The organism is Acidisoma sp. S159 (assembly GCF_009766125.1).
GTDB lineage: Bacteria > Pseudomonadota > Alphaproteobacteria > Acetobacterales > Acetobacteraceae > Acidisoma.
In genome coordinates, this window is the sequence record NZ_LMUG01000032.1 from 277,069 (window position 1) to 298,193 (window position 21,125).

Annotated in this window: 23 protein-coding genes and 1 other RNA gene; 10 read left to right on the forward strand and 14 right to left on the reverse strand. The window is 64.2% G+C overall.

The window, feature by feature from the left end; all coding sequences use genetic code 11:
* Positions 1-60: 60 nt before the first annotated feature.
* The 3 genes from GSQ92_RS09150 to GSQ92_RS09160 all read right to left on the reverse strand — a co-directional run bounded on the left by GSQ92_RS09150 (position 61) and on the right by GSQ92_RS09160 (position 3,856).
* Complete coding sequence (locus GSQ92_RS09150) at positions 61-828, reverse strand: SDR family NAD(P)-dependent oxidoreductase (RefSeq protein WP_158802967.1); 768 nt, start codon at positions 826-828, stop codon at positions 61-63.
* Between the two features lie 42 nt (positions 829-870).
* Complete coding sequence (locus GSQ92_RS09155; RefSeq protein ID WP_158802968.1) at positions 871-2,301, reverse strand: APC family permease; 1,431 nt, start codon at positions 2,299-2,301, stop codon at positions 871-873.
* 277 nt (positions 2,302-2,578) lie between these two features.
* Positions 2,579-3,856: an MFS transporter gene (locus GSQ92_RS09160; RefSeq protein ID WP_158802969.1), complete on the reverse strand. Its 1,278-nt coding sequence runs from the start codon at positions 3,854-3,856 to the stop codon at positions 2,579-2,581.
* 117 nt (positions 3,857-3,973) lie between these two features.
* On the opposite strand from GSQ92_RS09160, the gene GSQ92_RS09165 reads away from it, so the two are divergent.
* From GSQ92_RS09165 to GSQ92_RS09190, 6 genes are all read left to right on the forward strand, one after another.
* Complete coding sequence (locus GSQ92_RS09165) at positions 3,974-4,531, forward strand: hypothetical protein (protein WP_158802970.1); 558 nt, start codon at positions 3,974-3,976, stop codon at positions 4,529-4,531.
* 117 nt (positions 4,532-4,648) lie between these two features.
* Positions 4,649-5,344, forward strand: a complete 696-nt coding sequence (gene minC, locus GSQ92_RS09170) for a septum site-determining protein MinC (RefSeq protein WP_158803144.1) — start codon at positions 4,649-4,651, stop codon at positions 5,342-5,344.
* Positions 5,345-5,407: 63 nt separating this feature from the next.
* A complete protein-coding gene (gene minD / locus GSQ92_RS09175) occupies positions 5,408-6,223 on the forward strand; it encodes a septum site-determining protein MinD (RefSeq protein WP_158802971.1) in 816 nt (271 codons plus the stop codon).
* Complete coding sequence (minE, locus tag GSQ92_RS09180; RefSeq protein ID WP_158802972.1) at positions 6,220-6,507, forward strand: cell division topological specificity factor MinE; 288 nt, start codon at positions 6,220-6,222, stop codon at positions 6,505-6,507. The genes minD and minE overlap by 4 nt, the downstream gene beginning before the upstream one ends.
* A gap of 42 nt (positions 6,508-6,549) precedes the next feature.
* Complete coding sequence (locus tag GSQ92_RS09185) at positions 6,550-8,235, forward strand: NAD(P)/FAD-dependent oxidoreductase (protein ID WP_158802973.1); 1,686 nt, start codon at positions 6,550-6,552, stop codon at positions 8,233-8,235.
* 122 nt (positions 8,236-8,357) lie between these two features.
* Positions 8,358-9,443 carry an aromatic ring-hydroxylating dioxygenase subunit alpha gene (locus GSQ92_RS09190; protein WP_158802974.1) on the forward strand — a complete coding sequence of 362 codons (1,086 nt, stop codon included), beginning with the start codon at positions 8,358-8,360 and terminating at the stop codon, positions 9,441-9,443.
* A 27-nt stretch (positions 9,444-9,470) separates the two neighbouring features.
* On the opposite strand, the gene GSQ92_RS09195 is transcribed toward GSQ92_RS09190, so the two are convergent.
* From GSQ92_RS09195 to ssrA, 9 genes are all read right to left on the reverse strand, one after another.
* Positions 9,471-10,211: a glycosyltransferase family 25 protein gene (locus GSQ92_RS09195; RefSeq protein WP_158802975.1), complete on the reverse strand. Its 741-nt coding sequence runs from the start codon at positions 10,209-10,211 to the stop codon at positions 9,471-9,473.
* 805 nt (positions 10,212-11,016) lie between these two features.
* Positions 11,017-11,139: a hypothetical protein gene (locus GSQ92_RS31425; RefSeq protein ID WP_256367091.1), complete on the reverse strand. Its 123-nt coding sequence runs from the start codon at positions 11,137-11,139 to the stop codon at positions 11,017-11,019.
* Positions 11,140-11,429: 290 nt separating this feature from the next.
* Positions 11,430-12,497, reverse strand: coding sequence for a tRNA epoxyqueuosine(34) reductase QueG (gene queG / locus GSQ92_RS09200; RefSeq protein WP_158802976.1), 1,068 nt, complete (start codon positions 12,495-12,497; stop codon positions 11,430-11,432).
* Positions 12,494-12,958, reverse strand: coding sequence for a preQ(1) synthase (gene queF, locus GSQ92_RS09205; protein ID WP_158802977.1), 465 nt, complete (start codon positions 12,956-12,958; stop codon positions 12,494-12,496). Before queF ends, queG begins: the two co-directional genes overlap by 4 nt.
* Complete coding sequence (tgt, locus tag GSQ92_RS09210) at positions 12,955-14,070, reverse strand: tRNA guanosine(34) transglycosylase Tgt (protein WP_158802978.1); 1,116 nt, start codon at positions 14,068-14,070, stop codon at positions 12,955-12,957. Before tgt ends, queF begins: the two co-directional genes overlap by 4 nt.
* Complete coding sequence (queA, locus tag GSQ92_RS09215) at positions 14,067-15,104, reverse strand: tRNA preQ1(34) S-adenosylmethionine ribosyltransferase-isomerase QueA (protein WP_158802979.1); 1,038 nt, start codon at positions 15,102-15,104, stop codon at positions 14,067-14,069. Before queA ends, tgt begins: the two co-directional genes overlap by 4 nt.
* A gap of 18 nt (positions 15,105-15,122) precedes the next feature.
* The gene (locus tag GSQ92_RS09220; RefSeq protein WP_158802980.1) at positions 15,123-15,518 is read right to left on the reverse strand and encodes a VOC family protein; all 396 of its coding nucleotides are present in this window, start codon (positions 15,516-15,518) and stop codon (positions 15,123-15,125) included.
* A 92-nt stretch (positions 15,519-15,610) separates the two neighbouring features.
* Positions 15,611-16,114, reverse strand: a complete 504-nt coding sequence (locus tag GSQ92_RS09225; RefSeq protein ID WP_158803145.1) for an SspB family protein — start codon at positions 16,112-16,114, stop codon at positions 15,611-15,613.
* Between the two features lie 172 nt (positions 16,115-16,286).
* Positions 16,287-16,630: a transfer-messenger RNA gene (gene ssrA / locus GSQ92_RS09230) on the reverse strand.
* A 6-nt stretch (positions 16,631-16,636) separates the two neighbouring features.
* Between ssrA and thyX the strand changes: the two genes are divergently transcribed.
* From thyX to mscL, 4 genes are all read left to right on the forward strand, one after another.
* Entirely contained in the window at positions 16,637-17,569 is a 933-nt protein-coding gene (gene thyX, locus GSQ92_RS09235; RefSeq protein ID WP_158802981.1) for an FAD-dependent thymidylate synthase, read from the forward strand.
* Between the two features lie 78 nt (positions 17,570-17,647).
* The gene (locus GSQ92_RS09240) at positions 17,648-18,619 is read left to right on the forward strand and encodes a protein-L-isoaspartate O-methyltransferase (protein ID WP_254066592.1); all 972 of its coding nucleotides are present in this window, start codon (positions 17,648-17,650) and stop codon (positions 18,617-18,619) included.
* Positions 18,620-18,658: 39 nt separating this feature from the next.
* Positions 18,659-19,096, forward strand: a complete 438-nt coding sequence (locus tag GSQ92_RS09245; protein WP_158802983.1) for a hypothetical protein — start codon at positions 18,659-18,661, stop codon at positions 19,094-19,096.
* Between the two features lie 129 nt (positions 19,097-19,225).
* The gene (gene mscL / locus GSQ92_RS09250; protein WP_158802984.1) at positions 19,226-19,720 is read left to right on the forward strand and encodes a large conductance mechanosensitive channel protein MscL; all 495 of its coding nucleotides are present in this window, start codon (positions 19,226-19,228) and stop codon (positions 19,718-19,720) included.
* A gap of 54 nt (positions 19,721-19,774) precedes the next feature.
* Here the strand turns inward: mscL and GSQ92_RS09255 are convergent, their stop codons facing one another.
* Positions 19,775-20,500, reverse strand: a complete 726-nt coding sequence (locus GSQ92_RS09255; RefSeq protein WP_158802985.1) for a hypothetical protein — start codon at positions 20,498-20,500, stop codon at positions 19,775-19,777.
* Positions 20,501-20,628: 128 nt separating this feature from the next.
* Positions 20,629-21,102 carry a TspO/MBR family protein gene (locus tag GSQ92_RS09260; protein ID WP_256367093.1) on the reverse strand — a complete coding sequence of 158 codons (474 nt, stop codon included), beginning with the start codon at positions 21,100-21,102 and terminating at the stop codon, positions 20,629-20,631.
* Between the last annotated feature and the right edge of the window lie 23 nt (positions 21,103-21,125).

The following is a 21,125-nucleotide window of genomic DNA, read 5'->3' on the forward strand; positions in this document are numbered from 1 at the left end:
AGTGGGACGGCGCAGCCTCCGAGCAAATGCTGCGCCGCACATAAGTCTCATGCGCGCTGGTCAGACAGCGGTGAAACCATTGTCCACGAAGAGATGCGTCCCGGTGATGAAGGAGGCGTCGTCGCTCGCCAGGAACAGCACGGCGCGCGCTACCTCCTCCGGCTCGCACATGCGCACCTGCTGTGCGGCAATCACCTCATCCGAGGCATCGACGCCCAGCGCCGTCAGCTTCTCGACTTCCGACATGCCATGCGCCGTGCGGATGAAGCCGGGGCAGACGGCATTGCACCGGATCTTGCGATCCCGAAAATCGACCGCGATGGCGCGGGCGAACATGTGACAGGCGCCCTTGCTCGTATTGTAGACCACCTCCATCGGCGTCGCCGCGATGGCCGAGATGGAGGAGGTGCAGACGATGCTGCCGCCGCCGGCCGCGATCATGCCCGGCAGCACCGCCTTGGTGACAAGGAACATGCTCTTCACATTCACCGCCATCAGCCAGTCCCACTCCTCCTCCGTGGTTTCGAGGAATGGCTTCACGATGATGGTGCCGGCATGGTTGAACAGCACGGTCGGCGGCCCCAGCGCCTTGGTCACCGCATCGACCGCCGCCGTCACTTGCGATGACACCGAGACATCCGCCTGGGCGAAGAAGGCCTCACCGCCGGCCGCCTTGATCTCGGCCGCGACCGCCGCGCCGTTCTCGGCGGAGCGGTCGACAATGCCGACGCGCCCGCCCTCCTGCGCGAACATCCGCACGGCGGCGGCACCGCAACCCCCGCCCCCGCCGGTCACCAGAACGACCTTGTTGGTAAAACGCTGCGCCATGATGTGTTCCCTTTGCGAAGGCGGGGCGGTAGCCGCGGAACCCTAGCCGAGCACGACACCTGCCGCGCGCAAGATCGCCGGCCGCGCGACCGATAGCCAAGCAGCGCCGAGAATGAGCAGAACGACCCAGGCCACGACAACCCAGGGAATCCAGGTATAGGGCGCATCGGTCTGCTCGATGATCTGCGCCACGAACAGCGCCGTCATCAGCAAGGCACCGAGTGCCGGCAGCAGGATATGGCGCAGCAAGCGCGTGCTGCCTTGACGGCGAAAATAGACGATGGCCGCGATATCAGCGAGCACATAGACAATCAGAATCGCGAGCGTCAGCAAGAAGCCAAGAAAGCCATAGACATTGCTTCCGCCATCCGGATTCCCGAGCCCACCGGAAACCGAGCCGACAATCACAACGACGATCAGCGTGAAGGCGCTTTGAAACAGCACGGCGTTGGACGGCGTGCTCCGCTTCGGATTGATATGCGCGAGGAAGCGCGGCAGCAGCCCCTCGCGGCCCATCGTATAGAGAATCCGCACGATGCCGGTATTGGAGTTGACCGTCACCGCGAACATCGAGGAGACCGAGGCGAGGATGATCAGCGGCGTCATCCAGGGCGCGTAGAGATGCGCTAGATCGTTCCACGGAGTCGATGCTCCGGTCAGAGCGTTGATCTTCGCGTCACCCAACCCGAGCACCTCAGCCCAAATGCAGAAGATATAGATCACACCGACGAGAATGGTGGAGAGCGCGATCGCCAGCGGAACATTGCGGCGGGGCCGCTGCACTTCCTCGCCGAGTGTCGTCGCGCCCTCAAAGCCGACGAAGCTCAGGGCCGCGAAAACAAAGCCGGTGATGATGCCCTGCATGCCATGTGGTGAGGCGGACGGCGTCAGCGGATGCGCCGAAAGTCCATGCGCCCCGCCCGAAGCCACAACGATCAAAGCCATGAGCAGAACGACCGCGACCTCGACAACAAACAAGACCATCGCGGTGCGCAGCGAGGACTGCACGCCTTCCAAGGCAAGGAAGGTCATGATCGCCCAGGGAATCAGGCCGATCAATATCCAGGGAATATTGATGCCGAATTGCTGCTGAATGGTCTGCTGCAAATAGGCGCCGATGAGTGCCACCTCGATCGGCGGCAGCAGCGCATAGGCCATGAACATCAGCCCGCCGGTGATGAATCCGGCACGTGGCCCGAGACCCTGCGTGACATAGGTGTAGAAGGACCCGGCACTCGGCGTGACGGCGGCCATTTCCATGATGCCACTTGCGGCAATCAGGATGGCGATGAGGCAAAGGAAATAAACGAAAGGCGTCGCGGAGCCCGAGAATGGTGTCGAGAATTGCGGATTAAAAAAGGTGGAGACCGCAGGCCCCATGATGGCGGCCGACATGATGATGGCACCCGGCAGTCGCACCGAATTCGTCTTGAGCCCCGGCAGCACCGGTGGCGTCCCTTCCGCATAGACCATGTTTCCCCCTGGCGTTTTCCGCCGGTCCTTGGTGGACCGGTCGAGTCGCTGTCGCCGCCAAGACTCGCATTTGCCCCGGCGGAACGATGCGATGCTGACACAGGCTCGGCTTCTAGCCTAGCCGCGGGGGAACTGGACCCATCATCCCGCGCGTCATGCTCGGCGAAGGCCGAGCATGACGCCTTCTTTGCTAGACGAAGGTAAGGCGTGGATGGCACGCCTTCGCGTGCCATGACGGACCCTTCAGGTCGGGGCGCAGTATTTAATTCTTCACGCCCTAATCGCGCGGCAGCGGGCGTCCCCGCGTTTCGGGCATCAGCGCCATGGCGATCACCCCCAGAATGCCCGAGACGATCATGTACCAAGCCGGCGCCAGCGGGTCGTGGCTCACCCCGATGAGCCAGGCGAGGACGAATTGCGTCGTGCCGCCAAAAACCGTGACCGCAAAGGCATAGGCCGTGGAGAGGCCAGACGCGCGCACGCTTTCGGGCAGGCTTTCTGGAATGGCGACGATCACCGCGGCGCTGCTTAGCGAGCCGAGCACCGACATCAAACCGGTCGTCAGCAAAAGAGTGGCAAGCGAAGGGTGGCCATTGAGAAACAAGAAGGCCGGATAGATCGCCAGGATCAGCAGGACGCGCGGGAGCAGCATGACCACTTTGCGGCCGTAGCGATCCGCGAGCCACCCTCCGAGGAGCGCGAAGACCAGTGTCGTGCCGCCACCAATGAGCGGCGCCGTGATAGCGGTCGGCGTTTTCAGATGCAGCGCCGTTTCGGCATATGTCGTCATGTAGATACCTACATATGTCGATATTGTGCTGGTCATGATGGCGACCAAGCCGAGCGCCAGCGGCCGGGGATGGCCGAGAAGCAGACGCCGCAGCACCTGCCGGCCGCTATCCCGCTTGCCAGCCCGGCCGTGTGCGCTCTCGGGCAGACGGTTCCGGATATAGAGCCCGGCCGGGACGATCGCGAGGCCGAGCAGGAACGCAACGCGCCAGCCCCATTGCGCCATCGCCTCGCCCGACAGGCTATGCGAGAGTGCGAAGCCAAGGACTCCAGCGACCAGCATGGCAGCGCCCTGACTCGCGATTTGCCAACTCGCGATCCGGCCACGCCGGTCATCGGGCGCCGTCTCCACGAGATAGGCCGTCGCCGGCCCGACCTCGCCGCCGAGCGCGAACCCCTGCAATAGCCGGGCCGCCACGACGATGACGGGGGCGGCGTAGCCGATCACGCTGAAGGGCGGCGTCAGCGCGAGGATGAGCATGCCCGCCGCCATGAGCGTGATGGTCAGCATCATCGCGGGCTTTCGCCCCGCATGGTCGGCGAAGGCGCCGATCACCAGTCCACCCAGTGGCCGCGTCACGAAGCCGACGCCGAAGGTCGCGACGGAGATCAGCAGACTGACCACCGGATCATGCGCCGGAAAAAAGGCGCCCCCGATCGCCACCGCGAAGAAGGCGTATGTCGTGAAGTCGTAAAATTCGAGCGCGTTGCCGAGGACACAGGCGAGAACGGCTTCGCGGGTCGCGACGGGTCGAGCTTCGATCATGCTGCCATGAAGGCGGCGACGCGGCGCGACAGCAAGCGGAATGCGCGAGCCATCGTTCTATTTAGACAGCGTAAATGTTTGTCAGACAAAATGTCTGTTCCTGAGAGAAGCGGATCGATGTCGAACATTGTCGGAAGATCGGAGCGCCATTTTCGCCTGGTAAGCGATTCGGGGGCGCCTCTGGCTTTCCGTGTCGCGCCGAGTCGCCAGGCGCCTCAGCCGAAGGCGGTAGGCAAGCCTCCAATTATCGTCCGGAACGACGCTCCGCCGCCCGACGGCGTCGATCACACGGAGCTGCCGACGCTACAGAATCTCGGAAATGCTCCTCCCCACCTCGCTTTAGTCCCGCTCTTCTTCAACAACCTGCAGCGCTATGTTGGTCCCATGTTCTCGCCAGAAAATGCCGGCCACTATCTGCAAATGGGGCCTTATACGATCTGCGGCGCGGACAGATGGGTCAACGGTGTGAAATACGCTCTTGAGGACGGCTCAACCTACGGTATCGTGCGCGACCCTACGGGCCGACTCTTTTTAACCTTCGGCGACAAGATGATTCCTTTCGACAAGGGATCACCTGCGGAACAGCACCGAGCCGTCGAGATGTTGCGCCAGGCAGGCGTCAGCGCCTACGTCTCGGCCCTGTCCGCAAGCCGATCGCGGACAACGAACCGATAGTCCAGATGTGGTGCGCTCGCTAGATGTAGCGGGATCCACGCTTGGCAGCACCCAGCATCTGGTGGATCCGCCGAAAATCCGTTGACCTTTGCCACGTCCGGCAGTACCGGTCGCGCTGTGACAGCCCTCTCCCGCAACCGTCCCAATCTCCGAGTCCGAGGCCGCTCCTTTATGGCTTTCGTGCTCTCGCCCGAGCCGCCTCTGAGCGACTGGATCGCGGAGCTTGACGCCCAAATCGCGCGCTCCGCGACCTTCTTCGCGGGCCGCCCGATCGTCGTCGATCTGTCGGCCGTCCCCGAGTCCGACCCGGGCTTGCCGACGCTGTTTCAGGAGATGCAGGCCCGCGGCATTCGCGTGATTGGCGCCGAGGGCGCGGACGGTCTCACCCCCGCGGCCCAATCAGTGGGCGGTCCGCTCATTGGCGGCCGTCCCGGCGGCTTGTACGAAGTTCCGGTCGATCCGCCGGACGCGCCACCGCCGCCCGAGCCAACGTCTCTCATTCTCGACGAGCCAGTGCGTTCCGGCCAGACCATCGTTTTCCCCAAGGGCGACGTGATTATCAACGGTACCGTGGCCTGGGGCGCCGAGATCATGGCGGGTGGCTCGATCCATGTTTATGGCGCGTTGCGAGGCCGTGCCATCGCCGGCGTGAACGGCACGCCGCAGTCGCGCATTTTCTGCCAGAAGCTGGAGGCCGAATTGATTTCGATCGACGGCCTCTACATGACGGCGGACGACATGGAAGCCTTTCGCGGCCGCTCGGTCCAAGCGCGGCTCGATGGCGAATCGATCATCATCACCGAGTTGAGCTGAGAAAAAGTCATTCGTTCGCCCGGCGCGCGCGCGGGGCAGGGCCAGGCGATAGGGGTGCAGGCAATGGCTAAAGTCTTGGTGGTTACCTCAGGGAAAGGCGGCGTCGGCAAGACGACATCCACGGCCGCGCTCGGCGCCGCGCTTGCTAAGACAGGAAAGAAAGTCGTCGTCGTCGATTTCGACGTGGGCCTGCGCAACCTCGACATCGTCATGGGCGCCGAACGCCGCGTGGTTTTCGACATGATCAACGTGATCCAGGGCGAGGCGAAGCTGAGTCAGGCGCTGATCCGCGACAAGCGAGTCGAGACGCTGTCGATTCTCCCCGCCTCCCAGACCCGCGACAAGGACGCGCTGACGAATGAAGGCGTCGCCAAGGTCATCACCGAACTGCGCGAAATGTTCGACTGGGTGATTTGCGACAGCCCCGCCGGAATCGAGCGCGGCGCCAGCCTCGCCATGCACCACGCGGATGTCGCGGTCATCGTCACCAACCCCGAGGTTTCGTCGGTCCGCGACAGTGATCGCATCATCGGTCTGCTTGATAGCAAGACCGATCGCGCGACCCGCGGTGAGCGGGTCGAAAAGCATCTGCTGCTGACGCGCTACGATCCAGTGCGCGCCGCACGCGGCGACATGCTGAAGACCGAGGACGTGCTGGAGATTCTCTCGATCCCCTTGCTTGGCATCATTCCGGAGAGTCAGGAAGTGCTGCGCGCCTCCAACCTCGGTACGCCGGTGATCTTCAGCAATCCGGATGCGGCGCCGTCCCGCGCCTATATGGATGCCGCGCGCCGCCTGCTGGGCGAGAAGGTGCCCATGACGGTGCCGGGCGAGAAGAAGAGCCTGATGGACAAGCTGTTCGGGCGGAGGGTCGCATGAGTCTATTCGGCTTCTTCAACCGCAAGCCGACCGCGACGATCGCGCGCGACCGCTTGCAGATTCTATTGGCGCATGAGCGCGCGACGCTCGGCGGCAATAGCGATCTCATCGCCGTTCTGCAGGAGGAAATTCTCCAGGTCATCGCAAGACATGTTTTCGTCGAGCGCGACAAGGTGCAGATCAAGCTCGATCGCGGCAACGCTTTCTCGACTTTGGAGATCGGTGTCGAGATCCCGCCCGGCCTAGCCGAGAAACAGCCCAAGGCCGTCATCCGCGCCACCTGACCACCCGGACGGCCTGACGCAGGACAGCCGGGGAGCGCCGCCATGAGCGTGCTGCTGGACACCGAGACCGCGACTCCCGTGCGGCCCGTGACCACCTTCGGGCCTGATTTTCCGTTTGCCTATGATGACTGGCTCGCGCATCCCGCCGGCCTCGGCGCGCTGCCGCCGGAAGCGCTGGGGCGGGAGGTCGCGGTCATCGGCGCCGGCCTGTCCGGCATGGTCGCGGCCCATGAGCTTCTGCGCCTCGGCCTCCGACCGGTGGTCTATGAGGCCGGGCGAATTGGCGGAAGGTTGAGATCAGAGGCTTTCGCGGGTACCGACGGCGTCATCGCCGAACTCGGCGGCATGCGCTTCCCGGTTTCCTCGACTGCGCTCTATCACTACATCGACGCGCTGCGCCTGCCGACCGAGCCCTTCCCCAATCCGCTCGATGCCGCGACTCCCTCGACGCTGATCGATCTCGAAGGCGAGCAGGTCTATGTCGAAGGCGCCGGCGCGCTGCCGCCCCTGCTGCAGGAAGTCGCCGATGCCTGGCGGCATGCGCTGGAGGATGGCGCCGACTTCGCCGCCCTGCAGAATGCCGTGCGGGAGCGGGATGTCGCCACGCTTAAATCTATCTGGAACCGGCTGGTGCCGCTTTGGGACGAGCGCACCTTCTACGACTTCCTCGCCACGTCTCACGCTTTCGCGAATAGAAGCTTTCGGCATCGCGAGATTTTCGGCCAGGTCGGCTTCGGCACCGGCGGCTGGGACAGCGACTTTCCCAATTCCATGCTCGAGATCCTGCGCGTCGTCGCGACCGCGCAGGACGATCACCAACGCTTGATCATCGGAGGAGCCGAACAACTGCCGCGTGGACTGTGGCACCGCCCGGTCGAGCGCGCCGCGCATTGGCCGCAGGGCACATCGCTCGCCGGATTGCACGGTGGCGCGCCGCGGCCCGGCGTCACCCGCATCGCCCGCGAGGCGGACGGAAGACTCGCGCTGACAGATCGGTGGGGTGATACGCGGCGTTATGATGCCGCGATCGTGACCTGCCACTCCTGGCTGCTCACCACCCGCATTGATTGCGACGAGAATCTATTCAGCCAGAAGCTTTGGATGGCGCTGGACCGCACACGCTACATGCAATCCTCCAAGACCTTCGTCATGGTCGACCGGCCCTTCTGGCAGGACCGTGACGCCGCGACAGGCCGCTATCGCATGAGCATGACGCTGACCGATCGCATAACCCGCGGCACCTATCTGTTCGACAACGGTGCCGGTAAACCCTCTGTGATCTGTCTCAGCTATTCATGGATGACGGATGCCATGAAGGTGCTGCCCCTGGATGCTGACGCTCGTGTGCGGCTGATGCTGAGCGCGCTCCGGCGGATCTACCCTGACGTTGATATCGCCAAGCATATCATCGGCGATCCAATCACGGTGTCCTGGGAATCCGACCCCAATTTCCTCGGCGCCTTCAAGGGTGCCTTGCCTGGCCACTATCGGTACAATCGCCGCATGTTCTGCCAATTCATGCAGGACGCCACGCCGCCGGCGGAGCGCGGCCTGTTCCTCGCGGGAGACGGCATTTCCTTCACGCCCGCCTGGGCCGAAGGCGCGGTGCAGACCGCCCTCAACGCGGTCTGGGGTGTGCTGCACCATATGGGCGGGAAGACGGCTCCAGAAAATCCGGGACCGGGTGATGTCTTTGCGGAGATCGGGCCGGTGGATCTCGGTGAATAACTGCCCCTGAAGACGAGCTTTTGTTCCCGAAGCCTTTCTAATGCGAGATCGAAACGAACAAGTCTTATCTCGCTCCGCGGCATCCGCTATGCTTAAGACTTAGGACTGGAGGCCAAGCGACGATGGATCATTCTCTACCGACCACCGAGGCTTTCGATCAGGACGGTCCCTTCGCGCGCGACCTGCGCCGCGTGGCGAGTTCGCCTGATCACTGGTACCCCCTCGCCTGGTCGCGTGAGCTGAAGCCCGGCAAGTCCTTGGCGGTGCGCTATGCTGGCGATCCGATCGTGCTCGTCAGGCCCAAGGCTGGCCCGGTTTTCGCCTTGGAGGATCGCTGCGCCCATCGCCAGGTGCCCCTCAGCAAAGGAATGGTGGAAGGGTGCGCGGTGCGTTGCGGGTATCATGGCTGGGCCTATGACCAGTCCGGCAATTGCACGGATGTGCCCTATCTCGGCAAGGACAAGCTGCCCAACGGGGTCCGCGCCTATCCCTGCGTCGAGAAGGAAGGGCTGATCATGGTCTTCCCCGGCGACAAGGCGTTAGCCCAGAGCGTACCCCTGCCGAACCTCGGCTCGGTCGCGGATCCCAGTTACAAGACCCGCCGCTTCGGCCGTGTCGTTGGCTGCCACTACAGTTTCATGCACGAGAATTTGATGGACATGAACCATCAGTTTCTCCACCGCAAGCAGATGGGCAAGATGCGCCCGCGCTTCCTCGGCCAGGCTCTGGGCGAGGACTGGGTGGAGGCGCGTTACAGCTTCGCCCGGGTCGGCGGCAAGCAGCCCTGGGGCGAGGCCGCGATCTTCGGTCAGCGGCGAGAGCTGGGTGACGGGATCGACGATCAGGACGTCATGACCATCCGCACCGAATACCCCTACCAGACCCTCCGCATCCGCACGAAGGATGAGCGGCCGGTCATGGACCTCTGGATCAGCTACGTGCCGCAGGACCGCGAGCAACGCACCAACCGCACCTTCGGACTGCTTTCGATCAGCCGCCCGAAGATCCCCGGCCTGCTGGAAGCGGCCTGGCCGGTGCTCGTTCTATTTACCGAGCGGATCTTCAAAGAGGACCGCGAGATCGTGGAGGTCGAACAGGCAGCGCATGACGCGCAGGGCTACGACCGCAACCAGGAGGTCTTCCCGGTCATCCGAAATCTCCGCGCACTGCTGCGGCGCAATGGCGAGACGGAGCCATTGCCGGGTTAGGAAGGTGCTGGCCGCGACGAGCGGCCTTCACACGGATAACAGGCGGCCGACCAGTTCCTTGCCTTCCTGTACGGTGCTGAAAGCGGAGTTGTTTGCCGTCAATGCCAGCGCTGGCATGGCCACGTGGCTGGACGCCGTGGCATGGAAGCTGTTCAGCATGAAGTCGATGCTCTCGTTGTCGAAGATCCTACCAAGGAGCGGATAATATTGCTGCGTTCTGCGGAGGGGCAGGCAGAACGCCAACAGACGAGCGGCGCCTTTCGGCGAAACAGCATAGGCGGGAATCCCGAGCGACAAACACAGCCGGAAGCTTTGCGAGACGACGGCCTGGCGATGAAACGACGGCAAGGCGGCTCGCATTCTCGTCTGGTCGAAAGTCGCGTAGCACACGCTTGAACCGTCAAGCACCTCGAACGCGACGAGCGTATCGAAATTGTATCCCCATTGCATCAAATCCCAGTCCTGTGGGAGGTTCTTGAGGATACGACCGGCTTCCTCCGCAAAGTTCCCGCAGAGAACGGCATCGTCTTCGAGAATGGTGGCAGGTTCACCGGTGTGGAGGATGCGTTGCCACTCCGCGATGTGGGACAGCGCGTTGCCCAGGGCACCCATCCGGTACTTGAGATCAGCCGCGACGATTCCTTCCGCGACTAGCGCCGCGAGGTCGAGCGCCTGTCCATCGACCGCCTCGACCTGCTGGGCGTTGGCCAGCGACGGATTGTGGGTCCGGAATGCCGCCCATCGTTCCGGAGTACGGCGCAGGTTCAAAACTCGTAGCTCCATCGCTGGCGCCCCTCGTTGTCGCGTCGAGAGATTAGTTGATAAAGCTGGAGACTTGATTAACGAGACGCTTGACCTTGCGATACGCGGCGATGTGCACCGCCGCTGTCAGGTAAGCACGGGTCTTGCGGAGGACACATTCTGCTTTCGTCCAGCGATCAGTTTTGTGTGATTCGCAATCGATGGACGTGTTTTGGCTTCACTGTCGTGGCATCGCCACGCTGTCTTCAAAATTACACGAACGCGCAATTTCTGCGTCCTTCTCCGGCATCAGGGCGCCGCCGCGTCAGTGCCCATAACGAAGATAGCGATCGCGTTGAGGCCGGTACGGGCGCAGCCCTGCGTGACAAATGCTTCTACGTCCAGATACGGGGGCGGCTTGGAACAAAGACCAAGAATTCTTTTCAGCCCGCTGAAGCGTAAGCAAACAGAAGCTTTTCCAGACTAATTCTGAACTCTCACCAGGAGACAGAGAGATGCCGCCAACCGGTCCATTAGACAACACAACGTCAAATCCGTGGATATACGATACTGCTTCGAGTCAGCCCGATAGGGACTTTTGGGGCAAGCACCAATTGGCAGCCATGGGGATGGGTGCCACAGCCCTCGTGGCTACCGCCGCGATGGTTTACGCCGGGGTCAAAAACGGTCCCCGGCTTTGCGGCCAGGCTTACAACTATTGTCTTGGCGGGGGACCGCCGGCGGGAGACTTTCCGCTCGGACCAATAGACGTCGCAAATGTACTGCCGGAATGCCGGGTGAACATCCCGAACCAGAATGATGTACAGCGCTTCTAACCCGTAAAGTCGCCGCCAGAGGCGAGGCGCGATACCGCCCAGCCGGTGGCCTCCGACAGGACGGGATCGGGTTCGGGCTGCAGCCGTTCCACCTCCTGCCGCAGTCCGCGCTCCCTCAATCAGTCGAGCGTCCGGTTCCTATTCAAGCGACTGCCGCGCTTCGGCGTCGCTGTCGCGGGGATCACCGCGCCGTCTTCAAAATTGCGTGCGCGCGCAATCTCCGCGCCCTGCTGCGGCGTCAGCGCGCCGCGGCACCGGTATCCAACATGAAGACAGCGAATTCGCTTTGGCGCCAGTCAGGGCTCAGCCGTTTTAATCAGACTTATTGCAACGGGAACGCGCAACCGAGGCAAGGAGACTTTCGCGCCGCTCAGCCAAACACACTAGACCTACCGGAAATTCGACACGTTTAGCCCGCAAAGTCGCCGGCTGAAGTAAGGCGTGATACCGCCCAGCCGGCGGCCTCTGATAGGACGGGATCGGGTTCGGACCGCAGCCGCTCCACCTCTGGCCGCAGTCCGCGCTCACCCGAATTGCCGATCGCGATCGCGACGTTGCGCAGAAACCGATTGCGCCCAATCCGCTTCACCGGCGACCCGGCGAAAAGCGCGCGAAACCCTGCATCGTCCAACCGCGACAACGCGGCCAGAGAAGGCGCCTCCAGCTCCGCCCGGGCCGCGAATTTCGCCTCCCGCGCGGCGGCGGCGAAGCGGTTCCAGGGACAGACCGCGAGACAATCGTCGCAGCCGTAAATGCGATTGCCGATGGCCGGACGCAGCGATTCGGGGATCGGTCCGGCATGTTCGATCGTCAGGTAGCTGATGCAGCGCGTCGCCTCCAGCCGGTAGGGCGCCGGAATCGCATCCGTCGGACAAGCCGTCATGCAGCGCGTGCACGAGCCGCAGCGATCGGCGTGCGGCGCATCCGGCGGCAGTTCGAGCGTCGTGAAAACCTCGCCCAGGAACAGCCAGGATCCGTGCTGACGCGACACCAGATTCGTGTGCTTCCCCTGCCAGCCCAGCCCCGCCTGCGCCGCCAGCGGCTTCTCCATGACCGGCGCGGTATCGACGAAAACCTTCACCTCCACACCCGGCGCGGCGCGGGCGACGATGAATTGCGCGAGGTGCTTCAGCCGGCCCTTGATGATGTCGTGGTAATCGCGATGCCGCGCATAGACCGAGATATTGCCCCGATCAGGCTCGCCCAGCGTCGCAAGCGCGTCGCCCTCCGGCGCGTAACTTGTGCCCAGCGATATGACGCTGCGGACGTCGGGCCAAAGCGCGCGAGGATCGCTGCGCTGCTCCACCCGTCCCGCCAGCCAGCCCATCTCGCCATGCTGCCCGGCGGCAAGGAAATCGCGCAGCCCGGCGCCGGTGCGGGCGTCGAGTTTAGCCGCCGCGAACCCCACCGCATCGAAGCCGAGCGCCATCGCCTTGGCGCGAATGGCCCCGCCCAGATCCTCGGCGGCCGGGCTCATCCCCGTCCGCGATAGGGCGGAACACCCTGGTCGGGCAGGAAAATGCCCTCGGGCGGTGCGCCGGTCTGCCAGAACACGTCGATCGGCATGCCGCCGCGCGGATACCAATAGGCGCCGATCCGTAGCCAGCGCGGCGACAGCAACTCGATCAGCCGCGTCGCGATCATCATGGTGCAGCCTTCGTGGAAGCTGCCATGGTTGCGAAAGCTCGTGAGGAACAGCTTCAGTGATTTGCTCTCCACCAGCCATTCATCGGGAATGTAGTCGATGACGATATGGGCGAAGTCCGGCTGGCCGGTCATTGGACACAGCGAGGTGAATTCCGGCGCCGTGAAACGCACGACATAGAGCCGCCCCTGCGCATCGGCGGGCACCCGCTCCAGCACCGCATCCTCGGGCCGCTCCGCCGGGCGCGCGGGCTGGCCGAGCTGGGTCAGGCCCTCATAGGGTTTCTCGGTCATTGGTCCCCTCTCTCCCAGCCGGCGCGAATTTCGGCGCTATAGGCGGCGAGGCGTCCCTCCAGAATAGCGCGACGCGCCCCGGCCACCACCGATTGGTAATAGGTCAGATTGTGCCAGGTCAGCAGCATCGGACCCAGCATCTCCGCGGCCCGGAAAAGATGGTGCAAATAGCCGCGCGCATGGCGCTGACACCCCAGGCAGGCACAACCGGGATCGAGCGGCCCCGTCTCGGCCGCGAACCGCGCATTCCGCAGATTGAGCACCCCGCGCGAGGTATAGGCGCGACCGGTGCGCCCCGCCCTCGTCGGCATCACGCAGTCGAACATGTCGATGCCCCGCGCTATGGAGCCGAGTAGATCATCCGGCGTCCCGACGCCCATGAGGTAGCGCGGCTTGTCCATCGGCATCAGGTCGCCGGTCGCCTCGATCATCGCATACATCGCGGCCTGGCCCTCGCCCACCGCGAGCCCGCCGAGCGCATAGCCCTCGAAACCGATCCCCATCAGCGCCTCGATCGAGCGACGGCGGAGTTCCGGAAACACGCTGCCCTGCACGATGCCGAACAGCCCGTAGCCGTCGCGCGGCACGAAAGCCTCGCGAGACAGCGCCGCCCAGCGCATCGACATTTCCATGGAGGATCGCGCCTGATCCTCCGTCACCGGAAAGGGCGGGCATTCGTCGAGCACCATGCTGATCGTGGCATCCAGCTTGTGCTGAATATCGACCGAACTCGCGGGTGTCAGCCGATGGCGGGACCCGTCGAGATGGGACTGGAAAGTCACGCCATCGGCGTCAAGCTTCCGCAACCCGGCGAGCGACATCACCTGGAAGCCGCCGCTATCGGTCAGGATCGGGCCGGGCCAATCCATCATGCGGTGCAGGCCGCCGAGCGCCGCGACCTGTTCCGCCCCCGGCCGCAGCATGAGGTGATAGGTATTGCCGAGCACGATGCCCGCCCCCGTCGCCCGCACCGCATCGGCGGTCATGGCCTTGACCGTCGCCGCAGTGCCCACGGGCATGAAAGTCGGTGTGGGAACCGTTCCGTGCGCGGTGTGCAGCGTGCCGGCACGCGCCGCGCCGTCTGTCCCAGCGGCGGTCCAGCTCAGGCTCACGCCGCAGGCTCCAGCAGGCAGGCATCGCCGTAGGAGAAAAAGCGATAGCCCTCGGTGATCGCGTGAGCATAGGCGGCCCGCATCGTCTCAAGCCCCGAGAAAGCCGCGACCAGCATGAAGAGTGTCGAGCGCGGCAGATGGAAGTTGGTCATCAGCCGATCGACCGCGCGGAAGCGGTAGCCGGGAGTGATGAAGATATCCGTATCGCCCGCGAAGGCCTGCACCCGCCCCGCCTCATCCGCCGCGCTCTCCAGTAGCCGCAGGCTGGTGGTGCCGACCGCAACGACCCGCCCTCCGGCCGCGCGTGCCGCGTTGATCGCGGCCGCCGCCTCGGCCGTGACCAGGCCACGTTCCGCATGCATCCGGTGCTCGCTCACCTCCTCGACCCGCACCGGCAGAAATGTGCCGACACCGACATGCAGAGTGACCGTGGCCCGGCCGATCCCGCGCGCGTCGAGGGCGGCAAGCAGTTCGGGCGTGAAGTGCAGCCCGGCTGTCGGGGCGGCGACGGCGCCATCCTCCCGTGCGAAGACCGTCTGGTAGTCCGCCTGGTCCTCGGGTCTGGGGCCGTCCGGCCGCGCGATATAGGGCGGCAGCGCCAGGGCGCCGGCCTGTTCCAGTGCAGCGGCAAAGGCGTCACCGTCGCGGTCGAAGCGCAGTGCGACGCTGCCATCCGCGCGGCGCTCCTCCACATCGGCGTTCAGGTCACTGCCTTCGAATCTCAGCGTGTCTCCGGGCGCCAGGCGGCGCGCGTTGCGGGCGAGGGCTTGCCAGGATCCGTCCGGGAGGGGGCGATCGAGGGTGATGCCGATCCGCGCCTCGCCCCGCCGCGCGGTGAGCTGTGCCGGGATCACGCGGGTGTCGTTGGTGACGAGAATGTCGCCGGGCGTCAGCAGGCCGGGCAGGTCTCGGACCCGCCCGTCACCTAGCCTGGACCCATCGACGTGCAGCAACCGCGCCGCGTCACGCGGCCGGGCCGGCGCCTGCGCGATCAACTCGGGCGGAAGAACGAAATCGAAATCGGAGAGGCGCATCGGAGCGAGCGGCGGCGCTCATTCCTCGAGATAAGAGGCGACCTCGATCAGATTCCCGTCCGGATCGCGGCAATAGACCGACTGCATATCGCCGAGCGCGCCAATCCGAGGAACCGGCCCCTCCTCGATCGTGACGCCGCAGCTCGTGAGGTGAAGCACGACATCCTCGGGACCGACGGCGGAGATGAAGCAAAGGTCGGCCGTGCCGGGGGCGGCGAGCTTGGCATTGGGCTTCGCCTCCTGCCCGAGCTGGTGCAGGTTGATCTTCTGGCCGCCGAACTTGAGCGCGGTGCGCCGGCTGCGGCCAAATTCCTCGCGCTCCATGCCAAGCACGCGCTGATACCACGACGCCGTCTGTTCGAGGTTTTGGCAGGTGATCACGAGGTGATCCAGCCGGTCTATCGTAAAACGCATGCAGAGACCCCTCCACTCGGCCGCATCAACGGCATCTGCGCGCGCCATAGCGCAAAAGGCAGCCGGGTGAAAATCCGGGCGCCCGAGCGCCGTCAGTCCTTCGGAGGCGTGCGGCGACGGAAGGCGTCGAGACTGACGATCTGCGGCAGTTCCGATGGCGTGGCGTCTTCCGGCTCGGCCACGACCGGGGTTGCCTCCGGAGGAGCTGCTTCGCGGGCGGTCCCTACATCCATGCGCAGACCGAAGCGCACATGCGGATCCGCGAAGCCAACGATGGCCGCGGCCGGAACCACCAGCGTGGTCGGAATTCCGGAGAAGGAGAGGCCCACCGTGAACTTCTCAGAATCCGCCTTCAGATCCCAAAACTGGTGCTGCAGCACCACGGTCATCTCTTCCGGGTACTGAGCCGAGATTCGGGCCGGAACTTGCACGCCTGGAAAGTCGGTGCGGAAGGTGACGTAGAAATGGTGATCGCCCGGCAAGCCTTGCTCGGCGGCATAGGCGATGGCGCGCATCACCACCTGCCGCTGCGCATCTTCCATCCAAGCCTCGTAAGGAAGGAGGCTCGCCGGCGGCTCGCTAGGCTCGTCACTCATCGGTTTTATCTCCCACTCCGACAGATGGAGGCTGGCCCAGCCAGACCACCCATCGGGCGCCGCGAAGCAGGAGCCATAGCGCGTCACGCCTCGCAGGCAAAGACGCAACCGGTAGTCGAGAGCGCTCACCGCGCCGCAATCCGCGACGAGCCGTGAATTCGATTGTCCTGAAAGTGGGGGGCTTCTGTTGCCCGGTGCCCCCCGAACCGCGCTTTTCAATTACGCAGCAACAGCGACGCGAGCGTCGTTGTCGTTAGCGCCCTTGGTAGCGAATGCAATGTTTCCATTGGCATTTGTACAATGACCCGATAACGGCGGAATCATGCCGAGCGAAAAGTGTCCCTTTACCACGCGTGTCGAGCCTGTTTCGCCCCCATGCGACCCCCAGAGGTCATATGGTGGAGGCGCCGGGTACTGCCCCCGGGTCCACAACGATTATTCCGAACACCGTTTATCGCCGTATCTGGCGAACCAGCGAAAAGAGATATAGCCACTTCCCGCGCGCTTTTGAAGGGGCCACGCATGGACTCGATCGACGGTCAGCTCGGCGGTGAAGGCAAGACGGGAAGCCCAACATTGCGACCGACGGTCCCGGCGCTGGAAGCGCGACTCGAGACTGCCATTCCTTTGCTCGACCACGGTTTCCTCCGCGTGATCGATTATATGGGGGACGATCACGCGATCGTTCAGGCGGCGCGCGTGAGCTATGGCCGGGGCACCCGCAAGGTCAGCGAGGATGCCGGTCTCATCCGTTATCTGATGCGTCACCGGCACACGACGCCCTTCGAGATGTGCGAGATCAAGTTCCACGTGAAGCTGCCGATCTTCGTGGCGCGCCAATGGATTCGCCATCGCATGTCGAGCGTGAACGAATATTCCGCGCGCTATTCAGTGATGGACCGCGAGTTCTATATCCCCCAGCCGGCGCAGCTCGCCGCCCAATCCACCCTCAACCGCCAGGGCCGCGATACGACGCTGACCGGCGATGAGGCGGCCGAGGTGCTCGCCATGCTGCGCGCCGATGCCGACCGCTGCCACGACAACTATGCCTGGATGCTTAACGAAGGCACCACCGAAGCCCCGGCGGACCCGAATCGGCAGGGCCTCGCGCGAGAGCTCGCACGGATGAACCTTACCCTCAACACCTACACCCAATGGTATTGGAAGACCGACCTCCACAACCTCTTCCACTTCCTCTCACTTCGCGCGGATCCGCATGCGCAATACGAGATTCGCGTCTATGCCGACGCGATGCTCGATGTCGCTGAGGCCTGGGTGCCGGTCGCGTGCCAGGCTTTCCGCGATTATCGCCTGGGCGCTGTCAGCTTCTCCGCGCCCATGATGGCGGTGCTCCGCCGGATGCTCGGCGGCGAGACCGTCGATCAGGCGGCGAGCGGTCTTTCAGCGCGTGAGTGGCGGGAGATGATGGCGAGCCTCAATCCCCGTTGTGACTAGGTTCCGCCCTCACCTCTTCCGTTGACCAGGGCCGGGCTTTCCAGCATGGACGGCGCTGAAACGAGACGGAGACCTCGCGTGGTCGTCGATACCCTGAAGTTGCTGTCCCGCCGCGGCCTGCTTGGCGCCGGCGCCGCGCTTGCTGTGCCCGGCATCGCCCTTGCGGCCGACGTCGCCGCGCCCGACGCTGCCGCACCGCCCGTCGCTCCGAAGCCGCCGGTTCCCGCTGAGCCCGCTGTCGTCGAGGCAAGCGCGTCGGCCGTGAAGCGGCCGAGGCGCCCCTGGACTCTCGCACGCTATACGCAGGCCATGGAGGAATCCGGCCGGCCGACGACAATCTCGCAGACCGAATTCGACGCCATCCAGGCTCGCAAGCCTGCCGCCATGAAGCTCATCGAGGGCTACCTGAAGGCACATTTCGGCAGCGTCGATCCGACGGTGATGACGGCCTTCGAGGAAGTCCCGCGCGAATACTACCACTACATGTATGCGGACCACGTCGCCGCGCCGGCGGAAGCCTATGAGACGACGCCGAAACCCTGGGCGATCGGCTACGGCTCCGCGCTGTCGGATTACCTCGGCCAAGCCTATATGACGCAGTTGCTGAGCCCGAAGCCCGGCATGACCTCCCTTGAGGTCGGCACCGGCAGCGGCTTTCAGAGTTCGCTGCTGTCGCGCATCGTCGACCATGCCTATTCGATCGAGATCATCCAGCCGCTCGGCCACGCGGTTTCCCACATCTTCAAGCCGCTCGGCTATGACAACGTTTCGACTCGGGTGGGTGACGGCTATTACGGCTGGCCCGAAGTCAAAGACGGCTTCGACGTCATTATCGTCACCTGCGCCGCCGAATACGCCCCGCCCGAACTCTTCAAGCAGCTCAAGCCGCGCGGGCGGATGATCATTCCCATCGGCCAGCCGTTCAAGCGCGGTCAGGTGCTTTACGTCTATACCAAGGACGAGCACGGCAAGATTCACTCTCGCCGCGACGTGGGCGTATTCTTTATTCCGATGACGGGCGCGATCCAGAAGCAACCGAAAGCGACCTGATACCGCCCGCTATTTCAGCCGCCCAGCCGGAGTTTCACCATGAGCCGCATTGCGTCATCGCCTCGCTGGATCCCGGCGGCCCTTGCCTGCCTGGCGGTGGCTGCTTGCACCCCCGCGCAGCAGCCCAGCCGCAGCGAAGAGGCGCAGTATGATGCCTGCCGCCGCCATGCGGATCTCGTAACAACGCGCCAGAACCGCGACATCATGAGCGAGGAAGACCCGATCAGTTCCCCCTATGGCGCCGGTTCGACGTTGCAGGGCACCATGGACACTCTCTCCATCCAGCATCAGCAGCAAGATCTGCTGGCTGACTGCCTCAACCACCTCGATACCCAGCCCGCCAATACGGGTGTCGTCTCGGCTCACCCCGCGGCAGCGGTAGCGGCTGAACCCCTTCCCGTAGCCCCCGCCGACCTCGCGGGACCCAATTCGAGCGACCTTGCGCGCCCCCCCGTTTTGGGCACGCCAAATCCCTGAGACTGCCAGAACATTAGCTCTCGTCTGCCCTCGCCGATTGCCCAGGGTCGACCGCTGCTGTAGTCGCCACCCTTCCCTTCGACCGTCGCGGCATTATTGTCCAGGGAGCACAATCAATCCGGAGGCCCCATGGCCCGTCTCGATCTCAAAGGAATTCCGATCCGCCCGGCATGGCTGACCGAATTTCAGTCCTTCATCATGCGGGGCAATGTTATCGACCTCGCCGTCGGTATCATCATCGGTGCGGCTTTCACGAGCATTGTCAGCAGCCTGGTGAAAGACATACTGACACCGATCCTAGGGCTAGTTGTCGGCGGCATCGACTTCTCGAATATCTTCATCACCTTGAAGGGTCCGCACCTCAATACCCTCGCGGACGCGCAAAAGGCTGGCGCGGCGACGCTGAATGTCGGCGTCTTCCTCAATGCCGTGATCAATTTCCTGATAGTGAGCTTCGCCATTTTCTGGCTGGTGAAGATGGTCACCAAGCTCTATCGGCAGCCGCCGCCCGCCGTGGTCGGGCCCACGACATCCGAAACGCTGCTGGCCGAAATCCGCGATCTGCTGCGCCAGGATGTCGCCGGTCAGCCAAGAGTAGTCATACCGCCTTCACCGCTTCCGTGACGCTTCGGCGGCTACGTCCGTCGCGACCGGGAGCCCCGCCGTCGCGCCGGGCAACTATTGCCCTGAGTTAGAGCTCCCGAAGCCGAGGAAGCCCGAGGCTGGGACCGGGGCGCCGCTGCTATCGCCATAGACGGGCGGCGATTGCGGCGCAGGGCTCGGCTTGAACGTCGACTTCGCTGCCACCGGCGGGGGCGGGTAGCGGCGTCCCTTGCGGGTCTGCGTGACGGTCGAATTGGGCGGCGGCGGACTGAAGAAGCCGACCGGCTCGGCCGCGACATGCTCGTCCCGTTGGCTAAGCCCTAGAGTTGTGGGTGGTGGCGCGTTCATCGGGCCCTGCGCATCCGTGATCTGGGCGCCCTCGGCATGCAGCAGCGTGACCAGCAGGAAGGTGATGTCGTTGCGCCCCAGGCTCACCGATTCGTCGATCGGCGACTGCCCCACGGCGTTGGTCGCACCGAGATCGGCGCCGCGCCCCACGGCATCCCGCGCCGCCGCGAGATCCCCGCGGTCGATTGCATCGAACAACGCCGCATTCGGGGACATCATGTCGCCGGAAATGGTGCCCCGGCTGATGCTCGTTGGCCGAGACGCCCCGGGAAGGCCGGGCTGCGACGGCTGCGCAGGATTTATATCGTTATTCCCTTTGACCACCGGCCCCATAGCTGTGGGAGACGGCAGGTTCGCCTGGGCCTGCGCCATGCGGGGTGCCAAGGCGATGCCGGCCAAAATCGCCACCGAAACCGCTGGCAGCAAGCGGGCATATCTCAAGCTACGGACCATTGACTTGCTCCATCCCTTCTTGACCACCGACGAGAGAGAACTCCCAATCCAGGCGGTCGTCTGTGCCTGATCCAATCCTTGCGGTCATTGCCGCCGGTCAGGCGCCAAGGGTTCAGTCGTGGCAACGATCAGGCGTGACCGCCGTTGAGCCACCAGAACCCCGCATTAAGGTACGCTGCATAGCAGAGGCAAAGCGTCGTCGGCAGCAGTAAAACGGCCGACCAGCTATTTCTTTGCCAGAAACTTGCGATCGTTGCGAGGCTTACCGCAAGTAGCGCCGCAATGATGGCCATTGCGGCGCCCGGCGAATGCAGCCCGAAGAAGGTGGGCGTCCAGGCCGCAGTCAGGGCGATCTGCCACCCCCAAAGCCGCAGGGCCGGCCGCCGGCTAAGCTGCCACGGGCTGACCTGCCGCCAGATGAGCCAGGCAGCGGTGCCCACCATGATATCGAGCACGGTCCATACCGGGCCGAACACCCAGCGCGGCGGGGTCAAGGGCGGGGCGGCCAGCGACAGGTACCAGCCGCTCAGCGCATCGCTCGATGCGGCCGCGCCGGCAAGCTGTACCATGAGCGCAAGACCAACGAAGCCAATCAGCGCCAGAAGCTGCGCGCTGAATGATTCTC